This is a genomic window from Kribbella sp. NPDC006257 (genome assembly GCF_040613535.1).
Taxonomy (GTDB): domain Bacteria; phylum Actinomycetota; class Actinomycetes; order Propionibacteriales; family Kribbellaceae; genus Kribbella.
In genome coordinates this window covers 45852-59991 of sequence record NZ_JBEXSJ010000031.1, presented here as the reverse complement: position 1 = coordinate 59991, position 14140 = coordinate 45852, and the positions used below count along the sequence as shown (strand labels likewise).

General features: G+C 67.3%; 16 protein-coding genes. 11 read left to right on the top strand and 5 right to left on the bottom strand.

The features are described 5' to 3' along the window. Nucleotides 1–76: 76 nt before the first annotated feature. Nucleotides 77–811, top strand: a complete 735-nt coding sequence (locus tag ABZ004_RS30350) for a TetR/AcrR family transcriptional regulator (RefSeq protein WP_355684502.1) — start codon at nt 77–79, stop codon at nt 809–811. A 102-nt stretch (nt 812–913) separates the two neighbouring features. Here the strand turns inward: ABZ004_RS30350 and ABZ004_RS30345 are convergent, their stop codons facing one another. Both ABZ004_RS30345 and larE read right to left on the bottom strand, forming a co-directional pair. Next, entirely contained in the window at nt 914–1297 is a 384-nt protein-coding gene (locus tag ABZ004_RS30345; RefSeq protein ID WP_355684501.1) for a cold-shock protein, read from the bottom strand. Between the two features lie 167 nt (nt 1298–1464). Then, complete coding sequence (gene larE, locus ABZ004_RS30340) at nt 1465–2937, bottom strand: ATP-dependent sacrificial sulfur transferase LarE (protein WP_355684500.1); 1473 nt, start codon at nt 2935–2937, stop codon at nt 1465–1467. A gap of 112 nt (nt 2938–3049) precedes the next feature. Between larE and ABZ004_RS30335 the strand changes: the two genes are divergently transcribed. The 3 genes from ABZ004_RS30335 to ABZ004_RS30325 all read left to right on the top strand — a co-directional run bounded on the left by ABZ004_RS30335 (nt 3050) and on the right by ABZ004_RS30325 (nt 5579). Next, nucleotides 3050–3979: a TauD/TfdA family dioxygenase gene (locus tag ABZ004_RS30335; RefSeq protein WP_355684499.1), complete on the top strand. Its 930-nt coding sequence runs from the start codon at nt 3050–3052 to the stop codon at nt 3977–3979. Nucleotides 3980–4041: 62 nt separating this feature from the next. After that, complete coding sequence (locus ABZ004_RS30330) at nt 4042–4626, top strand: TetR family transcriptional regulator (protein WP_355684498.1); 585 nt, start codon at nt 4042–4044, stop codon at nt 4624–4626. 2 nt (nt 4627–4628) lie between these two features. Continuing rightward, complete coding sequence (locus ABZ004_RS30325) at nt 4629–5579, top strand: R2-like ligand-binding oxidase (protein WP_355684497.1); 951 nt, start codon at nt 4629–4631, stop codon at nt 5577–5579. Nucleotides 5580–5708: 129 nt separating this feature from the next. Here the strand turns inward: ABZ004_RS30325 and ABZ004_RS30320 are convergent, their stop codons facing one another. Next, nucleotides 5709–6362, bottom strand: coding sequence for a hypothetical protein (locus ABZ004_RS30320; protein ID WP_355684496.1), 654 nt, complete (start codon nt 6360–6362; stop codon nt 5709–5711). A gap of 79 nt (nt 6363–6441) precedes the next feature. On the opposite strand from ABZ004_RS30320, the gene ABZ004_RS30315 reads away from it, so the two are divergent. Continuing rightward, on the top strand, nt 6442–6792 hold the full coding sequence (locus tag ABZ004_RS30315; RefSeq protein ID WP_355684495.1) for an MmcQ/YjbR family DNA-binding protein: 351 nt from the start codon (nt 6442–6444) through the stop codon (nt 6790–6792). A 55-nt stretch (nt 6793–6847) separates the two neighbouring features. Continuing rightward, nucleotides 6848–8488, top strand: coding sequence for an AMP-binding protein (locus ABZ004_RS30310; protein WP_355684494.1), 1641 nt, complete (start codon nt 6848–6850; stop codon nt 8486–8488). Here the strand turns inward: ABZ004_RS30310 and ABZ004_RS30305 are convergent. After that, nucleotides 8406–9575: an MFS transporter gene (locus tag ABZ004_RS30305; RefSeq protein ID WP_355684493.1), complete on the bottom strand. Its 1170-nt coding sequence runs from the start codon at nt 9573–9575 to the stop codon at nt 8406–8408. The genes ABZ004_RS30310 and ABZ004_RS30305 overlap by 83 nt on opposite strands. A gap of 50 nt (nt 9576–9625) precedes the next feature. Between ABZ004_RS30305 and ABZ004_RS30300 the strand changes: the two genes are divergently transcribed. The 3 genes from ABZ004_RS30300 to ABZ004_RS30290 all read left to right on the top strand — a co-directional run bounded on the left by ABZ004_RS30300 (nt 9626) and on the right by ABZ004_RS30290 (nt 11163). Beyond that, entirely contained in the window at nt 9626–10063 is a 438-nt protein-coding gene (locus tag ABZ004_RS30300; protein WP_355684492.1) for a helix-turn-helix domain-containing protein, read from the top strand. 93 nt (nt 10064–10156) lie between these two features. Further along, a complete protein-coding gene (locus ABZ004_RS30295) occupies nt 10157–10786 on the top strand; it encodes a nucleotidyltransferase domain-containing protein (RefSeq protein ID WP_355684491.1) in 630 nt (209 codons plus the stop codon). Next, entirely contained in the window at nt 10786–11163 is a 378-nt protein-coding gene (locus ABZ004_RS30290) for a HEPN domain-containing protein (protein WP_355684490.1), read from the top strand. Before ABZ004_RS30295 ends, ABZ004_RS30290 begins: the two co-directional genes overlap by 1 nt. Before the next feature lie 7 nt (nt 11164–11170). Here the strand turns inward: ABZ004_RS30290 and ABZ004_RS30285 are convergent, their stop codons facing one another. Then, complete coding sequence (locus tag ABZ004_RS30285; protein WP_355684489.1) at nt 11171–12100, bottom strand: DUF6454 family protein; 930 nt, start codon at nt 12098–12100, stop codon at nt 11171–11173. A 119-nt stretch (nt 12101–12219) separates the two neighbouring features. On the opposite strand from ABZ004_RS30285, the gene ABZ004_RS30280 reads away from it, so the two are divergent. Then, nucleotides 12220–12834, top strand: a complete 615-nt coding sequence (locus ABZ004_RS30280; RefSeq protein ID WP_355684488.1) for an SIMPL domain-containing protein — start codon at nt 12220–12222, stop codon at nt 12832–12834. Between the two features lie 69 nt (nt 12835–12903). Next, entirely contained in the window at nt 12904–14139 is a 1236-nt protein-coding gene (locus ABZ004_RS30275) for an Nramp family divalent metal transporter (RefSeq protein ID WP_355684487.1), read from the top strand. Nucleotide 14140: the final 1 nt, after the last annotated feature.

The following is a 14140-nucleotide window of genomic DNA, read 5'->3' as shown; positions in this document are numbered from 1 at the left end:
GACCATAGCGTGCATCTGTCTATGATGTAAACAGATAGACTCCAGAGAATTCCGGACGCGATCGAGGAGCACGATGATGGACGAGACGGCCGTGGAGCTACCGCGAGCGCTGCAGCTGATGTGGGGCATCGAGGGACCGGCCCGGCCGGGGCCGAAGCCGACCCTGCACATCAGCGACATCGGCCGGGCCGCGGTCAAGCTCGCCGACGCGGCCGGACTCGGCGCGGTCTCGATGGCGAAGGTGGCGGCCGAGGTCGGCTTCACCACGATGTCGCTCTACCGGTACGTCGACTCCAAGGACGAGCTGTACGCCGTGATGCTCGACGAGGCGTTCGGGCTACCGGACCCGATCGACCCGGAGCTGGACTGGCGGGCCGGGATCACGCACTGGGCGACGATGATCCGGGATGCCATCCACCGGCATCCCTGGATTCTGCAGGTGCCGCTGTTCGAGCCGCCGCTGTCCCCCAAGCAGCTGGTCTGGATGGAGGCGGGGCTCCGGTCGTTCGAGGGGACGCCACTCAGTCCGAACGACCGGCTGTCGTCGATGGTGCTGGTGAACATCTTCGTGCGCGGCGCGACCCAGCTGACCGCGGACATGTTCGTCACCGACGAGCGGACGAAGGAGCAGAACGATCAGCTCTACGGCCGGCGGCTGATGATGCTGGCCACGCCGGACCGGTTCCCGACGATTGCCACGACGCTGACCGCGGGCCTGATCGAGGACGGCGACACCGACGAGTTCGAGTTCGGCCTGGCCGCGATCCTCGACGGCATCCAGGCCCTGATCGACCGTAGCGCCGCGACCTGACCCGGGCCCTACGCATCCGCGCGCTGCGGGCCGCGACAGGCCCGGGCAAAGACCGCCGCCCGCGCTAGAAGCGGCGGGCGGCGGCGTACGTCGTACGGGGGATCAGACGTCGAGCTTGTCGGCCACTCCTCGCAACACGACGGCAACGCCACGAGCGGCCTTGGGATCGGGGTGCCGGCCGCGCCGGTAGCCCTCGCCGATGTTGTCGAGGAGCTTGATCAGGTCCTCGATCACCAGCTGCATCTCTTCCGGCTTCGGCCGCATCGCCTTCGCCACCGACGGCGGCGGGTCGATCAGCCGCACCTGCAGCGCCTGCTCACCCTTGCGCCCCTCGACGACGCCGAACTCGACCTTCTGCCCCGGCTTGAGGCTGGTCACTCCGGCCGGCAGCGCCTCCGCGCGGACGTAGACATCCCCGCCCTCCTCCTTGCTGAGGAAGCCGAACCCCTTCTCGGAGTCATACCACTTGACCTTGCCTACAGGCACGGGAACCTCTTCGATGTCAATCGTCGGAACAGGACGGAGGGGTGACCGGACAGGCTGCCCGGGCCGGTTACCCAGCGTACGTGAACCCGGGCGGCCGCGCCTCCGGGAAACTACCTGATGAGGCAACGATTCCGCACTACCCGGTCTCGTAAAGCGGCGCGGCGATGTTAGCGATACCGCTCCGGGTCGGCCAGCCGCTCGTTCATCGAGCCGGACCGGAACCCGCGCGGGTCGACCGCGGCGGCGGTGAAGCCCTGCGCCCGGACCGCCTCGATCAGCGGCGCGTGGTCCACCCGGCCGATCAGCTCCGCGTCGATCTCGATCGAGGCCGACTCCCCGAGGTCGCGGACCCGGACGTTCTGTACGCCGTACTGCGTGAGCCGGTCGCGCACTGCCTGCTCGGCCCGGTCGACCCGGACCAGCAGGTTCGGGGTGATCCGGATCCCGTACGCGATCCGGCTGGACAGGCACGCCGCGGCCGGCTTGTCCGACGTCTCCAGCCCCCAGCTGCGCGAGGCCTCCCGGATCTGCGCCTTGGTCAGCCGGGCATCGCGCAGCGGCGTGATCGCCCCGCGCTCGAAGGCGGCCCGGATCCCCGGCCGGAAGCCGGCGATCGCGTCGTCGGCGTTCGTCCCGGTGGCGATCGCCTCGATCCCGAACTCGTCCGCGATCGGCTGCAGCGTCTCGACCAGCTCCGCCTTGCAGAAGTAGCACCGGTCCCCCGCGTTGGCCTGATACCCCTCGCGGTCCATCTCGTGCGTGTGCGGAGTCACATGCCGTACGCCGAGCGTGTCCGCGAACCGCGCGGCCGGCTCGAGCTCGGCGACCGGCAGGCTCGGCGACACCGCGGTCGCCGCGACCACGTTCGCCGGGCCGATCGCGCGCGCCGCGGCCGCCAGCAGGAAGGCCGAGTCGGCGCCGCCGGAGAACGCGACCACGAGGCTCTCGTACCCGGAAAGCCTGGCCATCAACGCTTCCAGCCGTTGCTCGAGCACGTAGGCGTCCAGCCAGGCCGGGAACTCGGTCAGATCGTTGAGTACGACGTCAGCGCCGTACGCGCGCAACTCGTCGGCGGTGAACGGCCCGGTCGCGACGCCCACCGCGACCGCTCCCGCAGCCCTGGCTCCGTCGATGTCGGCGGTGTGGTCGCCGACGTAGATCGTGGCGTGGTGCTCACGCAGCGCAGTGCCCTTCTCGGCACCGTGCAGGTCACCGACCGGCTCATCGACGTCCAGCCCAAGGTGCTCCAGGTGCAGCTTCACACTCGGCGCATACTTCGCGGAGACGACCATCGTGCGACCGCGCAGAGCCCGTACGGCGGCCAGTGCCTCCGGGACGCCCGGCAGCGGATCGCTTCCGGTGATCGCGTGCGTCGGGTAGACCTCGCGGTACCGCTTGACCATCGCGTCGACCTCGTCCGCGGGGAACCAGTTCGCCATCTCCCAGGTCAGCGGCGGACCGAGCCGGCTGACCACCAGGTCGGTGTCGATCGGGATGCCGGTCTCCGCGGCCAGCAGGTCCCAGACGGCCTGGATCCCGGGCCGGGAATCGATCAGCGTCATGTCCAGATCGAACCCGACCACGAGCTCCGGCACGTCATGGGCGACAGGGGCGGATGACTGGATATCGGCGGTTGACACGTCCCCAACCCTACGTCCTCGCTCCGGCATCTCGCATGACGGACGGCCGCCTAAGTCGAGTAGTTGAGTAGGAATATAGATATTAACCACTCGACCCACAGGGGAGCCGGACATGACCACACAACTCGAGGCTGAGCAGCAGACCGTCACCGTCGACAAGGTGGGCAGCGCGCTCGGCGCCGTCGTCGGCGGGGTCCGACTGGGCGGCGATCTCACGCCAGAGACGGTCGCCCAGATCCGCCGGGCACTGCTCGTCCACAAGGTGATCTTCTTCCGCGGCCAGGAGCACCTGGACGACGACGGGCAGCTGGCCTTCGCCCGGTTGCTCGGTACGCCGACGCTCGCGCATCCGACCTCGAATGCCCTGGAGAACAACGAACACGTGCTGCCGATCGACTCCGATTACGGCAAGGCGAACAGCTGGCACACCGACGTGACGTTCGTCGACCGGGTGCCCGCGATCAGCCTGCTCAGGGCGGTCACCCTCCCGGCGTACGGGGGCGGGACCAGCTGGGCGAACACGGTCACCGCGTACGCCGGGTTGCCGGAGCCCTTGAAGGCCTTGGTCGATCGGCTCTGGGCGGTGCACAGCAACATCTACGACTACGCGGGCGCCAAGGACGAGACCCGGATCGGCGGGGTCGACGTGAAGGTCCAGACGCATCGCGAGCAGTTCGTCTCGCAACTGTTCGAGACCGAGCACCCCGTCGTACGGATTCATCCGGAGACCGGCGAGCGGTCGCTGGTGCTGGGGCATTTCGTCCGCCGGTTCGTCGGGTTGAGTGCCTCGGAATCGGCGCAGCTCTTCCAGTTGCTGCAGGCGCGCGTGACGAACCTGGACAACACCGTGCGCTGGCAGTGGCAGCCGGGCGACCTGGCGATCTGGGACAACCGGGCGACGCAGCATTACGGGGTCGCGGACTACGACGACCAGCCGCGCCGGCTGCACCGGATCACGCTCGCCGGGGAGGTTCCGGTGAGCATCGACGGGGTTCGCAGTACGCCGCGGACCGGGGACGCCACCCACTACTCCGCCGCTTGACACCTGCGGCCCTGATGTCCGGTCTATTGACATCAGGGCAGCTTTTGTAAACCCTAACCGGTATGGACTCCTTCGCCGAGCGGACCAAGCGGCGGTTGCGCGACGAACTGCTCGACGCCGCGTACGACGCGATCGTGGCCGGCGGGTACGACGGGTTGCGGATGGCCGAGGTCGGGCGGCGGACCGGAGTTTCCCGGCAGACGGTCTACAACGAGTTCGGCGACAAGTGGGGAGTGCTGCAGGCAGTCGCCGCGCGCGAGACCGAGCGGTTCCTGGTGCTGGTGAACGCCGCCCTCGCCGAGCACGCCGATCCCATCGACGGGCTTCGGGCCGCGGTCGAACGGGCGTTGCTGCTGGCCTCCGACAATCCGCTCGTGAAGGCCGCCTTGAGCGCTCCGGGCTCGGACCAGGCCAGTCAGCTCCTCACCACCCGCGGCCAGCAGGTGCTCGAGTTGAGCCATCAGCGGCTGGATGCGCATGTCCGGGAGAACTGGCCTGAGGTTGCGGCCGATGACGTGACGACCTGCGTGGACATCGCGTTGCGCGTAGTACTGAGCCACATCGTCAACCCCGGCGCGGCGCCTGCTGTGGTCGCCTCGCAAGTCGCCAAGGTGCTAGGTCCCTTTCTCAGTAGCTCCCGGAGGTAGTGATGACGAATCCCCTTCACCGGCAGGGTTTCAGCTCGTTGGCCGAGGGTGGGCTGAACTGGGACGCGTTGCCGTTGCGGCTGTTCGACAAGGGCAACGCCAAGTTCTGGAATCCGCGCGACATCGACTTCAGCCAGGACGCGAAGGACTGGGAGAACTTCACCGATAACGAGCGGGACAACGCGCTGATGCTCTGCGCACAGTTCATCGCCGGTGAGGAAGCGGTCACCGAGGATCTGCAGCCGTTCCTGCAGGCGATGGCGGCCGAGGGACGCTTCGGCGACGAGATGTACCTGACGCAGTTCTGCTTCGAGGAGGCCAAGCACACCGCGGTCTTCCGGATGTGGCTGGACGCGGTCGGCATCACCGAGGACCTGCATCGCTATGTGGAGAACAACCCTGGCTACCGGGCGATCTTCTACGAAGCGCTTCCTGTTGCTCTGAAGTCGCTGGCCAATGACCCTTCGCCGGCGAACCAGGTGCGGGCGTCGGTCACCTACAACCACGTAGTAGAAGGCACTCTGGCGCTCACCGGCTACCACTCGTGGAACCTGTTGTGCACCGGCCGCGGCGTCCTGCCCGGCATGCAGGAGCTGATCCGCCGGATCGGAGACGACGAACGCCGCCACATGGCCTGGGGCACCTTCACCTGTCGCCGCCACGTCGCCGCGGACGAGTCGAACTGGAAGGTCGTCACCGACACGATGGAGGAACTCCTCCCGCACGCCCTGGTCCAGATCCAGTGGGCGCTGGAGAACTCCCCCGAGCTCCCGCCCGAGATCGACCCCACCGCCTTGATGACGTACGCCGGCGACCGCGCCACCCGCCGCCTCGGCGCGATCGAGTCCGCGGTCGGCGCCGACGTGGCCGGCATCGACCTCGACTACTCCCCCGAAAACCTCGAGGACACCTTCGGCGCCGAAGACTCCGCCGCCCTCGCCGCGGTGCGGTAGCAACCGGACCGCCAACACTCACCTTCGACGCTCTCGGACTGGTTTCGCGCCCACGCTGAGCGTGGCGACCGCGCCTCTCGCCCGGTTAGTGAGTGTTGGCGGTCCGCCATCCGCCAACGCTTTCGGAAGTCAGCAGTTGACGGTGATGACGAAGTCGCCGGGGACCGCGCTGTCCCAGTTGGGGATCCAGAGCGCGACCTCGAGTTCGTTCGCCGCCAGGCCGAAGTACGTGACCTGCCCCGTCACCTGGCTACCTTGCGGGGTCACCTGGGCCGCACACTGGTCCACCGGCCGGTCGAACGCCACCCGGTAGTGCATGAATTCGCCCCCGAACCCGACCGCGGTGGCGTGCTTCTGAGCAGCGAAAGTGATGGCGTAGCCCCCATTGTCGGCATCGCGGGTCTGCACCTTCGCCCACAGCACGTCGCCACCACCGGCCGGCCCCTCCGGTCCGCGAGCCCCCGTCGGCCCAGCGGGCCCAGCAGGTCCGGCGGGACCCGTGGCTCCGGCAGGTCCGGCGGGACCCGTCGCCCCGGCAGGACCCTGCGCTCCAGTGGCGCCGGTTGGTCCCGGAAGGCCTCGTTGGTTCCAGGTGAGCGGTTTCTCGAAGCTGGTGCAGGACTGGTGCTTGGCCAGATCGATGATGCGGACCAGGCCGGTCACCTTGCCGACACACGCGTTGACCGTCGGCTCAGGCGCAGCCGCCGAGGCGACCGTGCCGATCGTGATGATGGACGCGGCCAGTACGCCGACGCCGGCTGCTTTCGTGAAGGTTGATCGCATGAACCCATCGTGCGAAGCAGCCTTCAGAGATCCTTAAAGGCGGTCAGACTGGAGTTCTGGCGGACGAAAGGATCGGCTGATGGCGACTTGGGACGACGTCGGAAGGGTCGCGCTCGGGTTGCCCGAGGTGGCGGCGGGGAAGGCGCACGAGGGCTCACCGGCGTACGACGTCGCGGGGAAACAGTTCGCGCGGCTGCGGTGGGACGACGAGGGACGTGAGATCCTGCAGTTCTGGAGCGGCGAATCGCGGGAGGCGCTGGTGCAGGGCAGACCGGACGCGTACTGGATCACGAAGGCCTTCCCGGCCGCCGTCTTCGCCTGGCTCGACCAGCTCGACGACGGTGAACTGCGGGAGATCATCACCGACTCCTGGCGGGTCCGCGCACCCAAGCGGGTTGTGAAGGCACACCCCGGAGAGCCGGCGAGCTGACCGGCCGCGCGGGTTGGGGTTGTCGGGGAGTTGGTGAGCGGGTGACTATGGCGGCATGAGTCTGCCGTCGTACGAGTCGGGCGTGTCCGAGGTTCCGTTGCTGGGGGAAACGATCGGGCGGAACCTCAGACGGACGGTCGCGACGTACGGCGATCGGGAGGCGCTGGTCGAGGTCGCCACCGGGCGGCGCTGGACGTACGCCGAGTTCGGCGCAGCCGTCGACGAGTTCGCGCGCGGGCTGATGGCACGCGGGATCGCGAAGGGCGACCGGGTCGGGATCTGGGCCCCGAACTGTGCGGAGTGGACGATCACGCAGTACGCGACGGCGGCGATCGGCGCGATCCTGGTGAACATCAACCCGGCGTACCGGACTCATGAGCTGGCGTATGCGCTGAACCAGTCCGGCGTGAAGCTGCTGATCTCCGCGACCGAGTTCAAGACCAGCGAGTACCGCAAGATGGTCGAGGAGGTCCGGCCGGACTGCACCGCGCTCGAGGACGTCGTCTACATCGGTACGCCGGATTGGACCGCCGTCGCCGAGGCAGCCGCCTCGGTCACCGCCGAGCAGCTGGACGAGCGCGCGGCGTCGTTGAGCTTCGACGACGCGATCAACATCCAGTACACCTCGGGCACCACCGGCTTCCCCAAGGGCGCCACGCTGTCGCATCACAACATCCTGAACAACGGGTACTTCGTCACCGAGACGATCGCGTTCGGCCCGGACGACCGGCTCTGCATCCCGGTGCCGTTCTACCACTGCTTCGGGATGGTGATGGCGAACCTCGGCTGCACCACGCACGGTTCCTGCATGGTGATCCCGGCGCCGGCCTTCGATCCCGCGACGACGCTCAAGGCGGTCCAGGACGAGCGCTGCACGGCCCTGTACGGCGTACCGACGATGTTCATCGCCGAACTCGGGCTGCCCGACTTCGCGTCGTACGACCTGTCCTCGTTGCGGACCGGGGTGATGGCGGGCTCGCCGTGCCCGATCGAGGTGATGAAGCGCTGCGTCGCCGACATGCACATGGCCGAGGTGGCGATCTGCTACGGGATGACCGAGACCTCGCCGGTGTCGACGCAGACCCGGCGCGACGACGACCTGGACCGCCGTACGTCGACCGTCGGCCGGGTGATGCCACACGTCGAGGTGAAGCTGGTCGACCCGGCGACCGGTCTGGTGGTCGAGCGCGGTGAGCCCGGTGAGCTGTGCACCCGCGGATACTCGGTGATGCTGGGCTACTGGGACGAGCCGGCCAAGACCGCCGAGGCGATCGACCAGGCACGCTGGATGCACACCGGGGATCTCGCAGTGATGCGCGACGACGGATACGTGAACATCGTCGGCCGGATCAAGGACATGGTGATCCGCGGCGGCGAGAACGTCTACCCACGGGAGATCGAGGAGTTCCTCTACACGCACCCGGATATCGCCGACGTGCAGGTGATCGGCGTACCGGACGAGCGGTACGGCGAGGAGCTGTGCGCGTGGATCAAGCTCCGCGACGGCGCCGAACCGCTGGACGAGGAGAAGGTGCGCGAGTTCGCCACCGGCAAACTGGCCCGGTACAAGATCCCCCGCTACGTCCTACTCGTCGACGACTTCCCGATGACCGTCACCGGCAAGATCCGCAAAGTAGAGATGCGCGCGAAGACCGTCGAACTCCTAGGCCTGCAACCACCAGCGCCGACAAGCTGAAGGTTGCTCCGAGCAAGCAAACGGCGATCCAGCCGAAGGCGGCGTACAGGGTGGTTGAGGCGATTGCGCCGACGCCGCTGCCGATTGAGTAGAAGACCATGTAGGCGCCGATCAGGCGACTGCCTGCCTCAGGGCGTAGGCCGTAGATCATGCTCTGGTTGCTGACATGTACCGCCTGCACTGCGAGATCGAGCAGGATCGCCCCGATCGCCAACGCCCACAGGGATTTCGGCGTGAAAGCCAAGGGTAGCCAGCTCATCGTCAGGAGGGTGAGGGCGGCGAGGGTGGTCAGCGCGCCTCGGCCGCGATCGTTCAGTCTGCCTGCCGGTCCGGCGGCGAGGGCGCCGGCTGCCCCGACAAGGCCGAAGCCGCCGATTGCTGCGTGGGAGAGGCCCTGGCTGCTGAGTGGGAGGGCGACCGAGCTCCAGAGGGTGCTGAACGCGGCGAAGATGAGGAGCGCCAGTACTGCGCGGGCTCGGAACAGCGGCTCGGTCCAGAGCGATACAGTGGATCTCAGCAACGCGTAGTACGAGAGTTTTGCCTTGTTTTGTGGGGTTGTGCGGAAGAGCGTGGCGGCGATGAGCAGACTGAGGAGGCTGGAGACGAGGTAGACCGAGCGCCAGCCGGCGAGGTCGGCGAGGAGGCCGGAGACGGTCCGGGCCAGCAGGATGCCGATCACGATGCCGCTGGTGACGCCGCCGACTACTTTGCCGACCTCGGCGGGATAGCTGAGGGAGGCCGCGAAGGCCACCAGGGATTGCACGACCACGGCCAGCAGACCGATCGCGGCGAGGCCGAGCAGCAGGAGAGCCGCGTTGTGCGCGAAGCCTGTCAGGAGCAGGGCGGCCGCCAGGAGCAGGAACTGGAACCGGATCAGACGGCGGCGATCGACCAGGTCGCCGAGCGGGACGAGGAAGAACAGGCCGAAGCCGTAGCCGACCTGGGTGATCGTGACGAAGAGGCCGACCCGGCCCGGTGGGATGCCGAGGTCGGTGCCCATGGTGACCACGAGCGGCTGGGCGAAGTACACGTTCGCGACCGCGACCCCGGCGGCGATCGCAAGGAACAGCCGTCTGGATGGTTGCATCATGCTACCGTAAAGCCGTTTGGTAGCATGATGCAACCAGGAGGTGGAGCATGGTCGAACGGACCAGATTCGACGAGGCGGACTGCCCGGTGGCGCGATCCGTCGACGCCGTGGGCGACTGGTGGTCGCTCCTCATCGTCCGCGACGCCTTCGACGGCAGCCGCCGCTTCGGCGAGTTCCAACGAAGCCTCGGCGTCGCCAAGAACATCCTCTCCGCGCGCCTGAAGTCCTTGGTCGACCACGGCATCTTGCGCACGAAGCCGGCAGGCGCCCACCACGAATACCTCCTCACCCCCAAAGGCGAGGCCCTCTTCCCCGTCATCGTCGCCCTACGCCAATGGGGCGAGTCCTTCACCTTCACCCCCGACGAACCCCACTCCCAACTCCTGGACCGCCGCAACCACAAACCCCTCCGCCCACTAAAGGTCCTGGCCTCCGACGGCCGCCCCGTAAAGCCCGCCGACACCGTCGTCCACAAACTCACCTGACCACCGCCTTAGCTCTTTACCCACTCAAGTGGGCATATGTCTCTTTGAGTGGGCATATAGCCGCTATAGTGGTCATCGAAAGGAGGTGGCGAAATGCAGTTCTCGGAGCCGCTGTCTGCAGTCTTCCCCGGGCTTCATGGGCGGGTGCTCACCGTCCTGGCCGGGACCGACCAGCCACTCACCGGTCGAGCAGTCGCCGGGCTGCTGACCACGCCGGCGAGTACAAGCGGAGTGCAGAAGGTGCTGGACGGCTTGGTACGCAACGGCATAGTCCGCGTCGCGCCGGCGGGCCGGGCGAAGCTCTACACGTTGAACCGAGAACACCTCGCCGCGCCCGCGATCGAGGAACTGACGAGCCTTCGCGACCGTTTCATCAGCCGCCTCCGGTCCGAAGCTCAGACCTGGGAGCTTCCCGCCGCCGCAGTCTGGCTTTTCGGTTCCGCCTCGCGCGGCCAAGCCGAGCCGGACAGCGACATCGACATCCTCGTGGTGCGCCCGGACGGCACGTCCGAGGAGGATCCGCGCTGGCTCGCGCAACTAGAGACCCTCGCCGAACATGCCTCTCGCTGGTCCGGCAACGCCTGCGAAATCGTCGAATACAGCAGTACCGAACTGAAGCGCCTCGTCCGTCGTGGCGAACGCCTCGTCACCGAACTCCGCCGCGACGCCGTCCCCGTCGCCGGCTTCACCCCCCACCAGACCCTGACCCGGAAGACCGCTTGATGACGGCACTGGACGACGCCCGCGCACACCTCACCAAAGCACAGGAGTTCCTCGAAGCCGCCGAGCTGACCAACGATCTTGAACTTTTCAACGCTGCCGCATCGAACGCCGTCACCTCCGGCATCAACTCGAAGGACGCGATCTGTCTGACGTTGACCGGGCGGACCCGGAAGGCGGACAACCATGCCGAGGCAGTGGCTGAACTGAAGGCCTCCGGTCCGGCCGGTCGAGAGTCTAGTAGTACTTTCTCGCGGTTGCTGAGGCTCAAGTCGAAGTCGCAGTACCAGTCCGAGTCAGTCTCACCGCCGGATGCGACGAAGAGCATCGATTGGGCGACTCGGTTGCTGGGGACGGCTCAGAGAGTCTCCCTGAAATAGCCGTGCGCTAGCTGATGGGCGACTCGTAGACCAGTAGCTCTGTGCCTGTGGGGGAATCGCCGTCGTCGGGGGCAGTTAGTAGGCGGAGGTGGCTGTTGGCTAGCTCTAGGGCTACTGGGTTTCGGGTGACGGTGTGGCCGGACGGGGAGAATGTGGGGAAGGGGATCTCGTGGAGGATGCGGTTGTGGTCGTTGAGGTCGAGGAGAGCCAGTCCGCCTAGTTCGTAGGTGCCGCCTGTCGCAGTGGGCAGGCTGGTGACTCCCCCGCAGAGTTGCTTGCTTCGGTTGACGTAATCGCAGTCCTGGTAGTCCAGCAGGTGGCTCTGGTTGGGCTCTGCCGCCAACTGCTTTCCCCTGGCCGTCCACTCGTAGAGGGTCCGCGATCCCCAGCTCACCCCGTGCACGAAGCCGGTACGCCGATCGCGGACCACTCCGCCGACGTGGTCGCGGACCCGGAACTGCTCCGTCACCTGGTAGTTCTTCGGGTTCACCGTGTAGACGATCGCGCGCGAGTTCGGCCTGTACTCCGCAGCCGGCACCCACACGTTCTCCCCGTCGTAGTCGATGCCACCCGGGTGGTACGCCGTCCCCTCACCGATCCGGATGTCCTGCTTGAGGTTTCCCTGCCGATCGATGACGAACAGGTGCCCGATCCCCTTGCCCGGAGTGCGGTCATAGCCGTCAACCGGCTCCGGGTACCGCACTGGCGCTTCCAGAACCTCGACACTCGACATGAAGATCAGGTCACCCACAAGAGCGAACCCCTGGGGATGGTAGGTCGGGAAGTGCAGTGGAATCCGGGCCACCTGCGACCACGCAGTACTGCGTGTTGTCGCCTCGAATGCCCTGGCGACTCCGTCGTCGCGCCCGGCCGCATCTGCCACAGTCACGCCGCTCAGCAGCGTTGCCGCGACCACAGTCGCCAACAAGATACGCATCGTGCTCTCCCTCGGTCCGGTGATCAGGCAGCTTGAGCCCTGGAGGAGACAACAAGCCCGACACCAGCTGAGCAAAGAGTGGGCATCGGGTGAAGGGGTTGGCTGGCAGACTGGCGGGTATGGACTCTGGGATCACTGTGGTGGGGACCGGGCAGGTCACTGCGCCTGCTGACGTACTACGTCTGACGCTGAGCGTGGGACATGACGCAACGGATGTGGCGACCGCGGTCGCTCAGGTGGCCGAGCGGACGGATGCGGTGAACGCGGCACTGCGCGAGCGGGGTGTCGCCGAGAAGGACATCCACACCAGTTCGGTGAACGTCTACCCGCAGTACGCGGATTCGATGAAGGTCGCCGGGTATCGCGCGTCGCACGCGATGACGGTCTCGACCACCGACCTGACCGGGTTCGGACGACTGCTGAACGCCGCAGTCGGCGCTGTCGGCAACGACCTCGGGCTGGACGGGCTGCAGTTCGACGTCTCCGACAAGGCGCCGTTGCAACAGCAGGCGCGCGAGCTCGCCTTCGCCCAGGCGCAGGAGAAGGCGGATCACCTGGCCGGGCTGTCCGGGCAGTCGATCGGATCCATCGCCGCGATCGCCGAGACCTACGGTCAGGCGCCGATCCCGCGAGCGGCGGCCGCGAAAGCGCTGTCCTTCGACGCGGAAATCGCCGTCACCCCGGGCGATCAGACCATCGAGGTCTCGCTCGAGGTGCGCTTCAATTGGGCGTAACCATGGACTGATCTGTCTCAAAAGTAGACCGAATCCCCTTTTGTCCCCGGCTTCGGACACACTTCTCCCATGTACGCACCGGCTCCACTCAAGCGGCAACTGAACCGATCGGGTCTGTTGCTGCTGGGTCCTGCCTTCGTGGCGGCCGTGGCGTATGTGGATCCGGGCAACTTCGCGACCAACATCGCCGCAGGCGCGACGTACGGGTATCTGCTTTGCTGGGTCGTCGTCGGCGCGAACCTGATGGCCGTGCTGGTGCAGTACCTGGCCGCGAAGGCGAGTATCGCGACCGGCCGGACCCTGCCGCAGCTGTGCCGGGACCACTTCAAGCGGTCCACCTCCACCGGGTTGTGGGCGCAGGCCGAGCTGGTCGCCGTGGCGACCGACCTGGCGGAGGTGGTCGGCGGGGCGATCGCACTGAACCTGTTGTTCCAGATCCCGTTGCTGCTCGGCGGAGTGATCACCGGGGCGGTGTCGTTCGGGCTGCTGATCTACCAGTCGAAACGTGGCCAGCGACCGTTCGAGGCCGCGATCATCGGGTTGCTGGCCGTAGTACTGGTCGGTTTCGTGGTGTCGACGATCCAGTCGCACCCGTCCGGCTCCGGGATCGTCGGCGGGCTCGTGCCCCGGCTGGACGGCACGCAGTCGCTGGTGCTCGCGGCCGGGATGCTCGGTGCGACGGTGATGCCGCACGCGATCTGGCTGCACGGGGCGCTCGTCACCGACCGGCACTGGAAGTCGATCCGGTCGGCCACAGGCAAGCAGCGCGTACTCCGGGCGACGCGGGTCGACGTCGCCGTGGCGATGGCGCTGGCCGGTGCGGTCAACCTGGCCATGGTCGTGGTCGCGGCGGCGGCGCTGAAGGGCACCGGGGCCGACTCGCTGGACGCCGCGCATGCCGCGATCGGCGACCGGATCGGCAGCCTGCCCGCGCTGTTGTTCGCGCTGGCCTTGCTGGCCAGCGGATTCGCCTCGTCCTCGGTCGGTACGTACGCCGGATCCGTCATCCTGGAAGGGTTCTGGCAGCGGCACGTCCCGCTGGCGGCGCGCCGGCTGGTGACGTTGCTGCCGGCCCTGATCATCCTGGCCATCGGCATCGATCCGAGCCGCGCGCTGGTGGTTTCACAGGTCGTGCTGAGCTTCGGGATCCCGTGTGCACTGTGGCCGTTGGTCAGATTGACGGCCTCCAAGCGCGTCATGGGCCCCCTTGTCAACCGCTGGCCGACTACTCTCACCGCATGCCTGGTAGCAACCGCGGTCACCGCCCTCAACGTAGTACTGATTGTGCTGACGCTCCGAGGGTGAG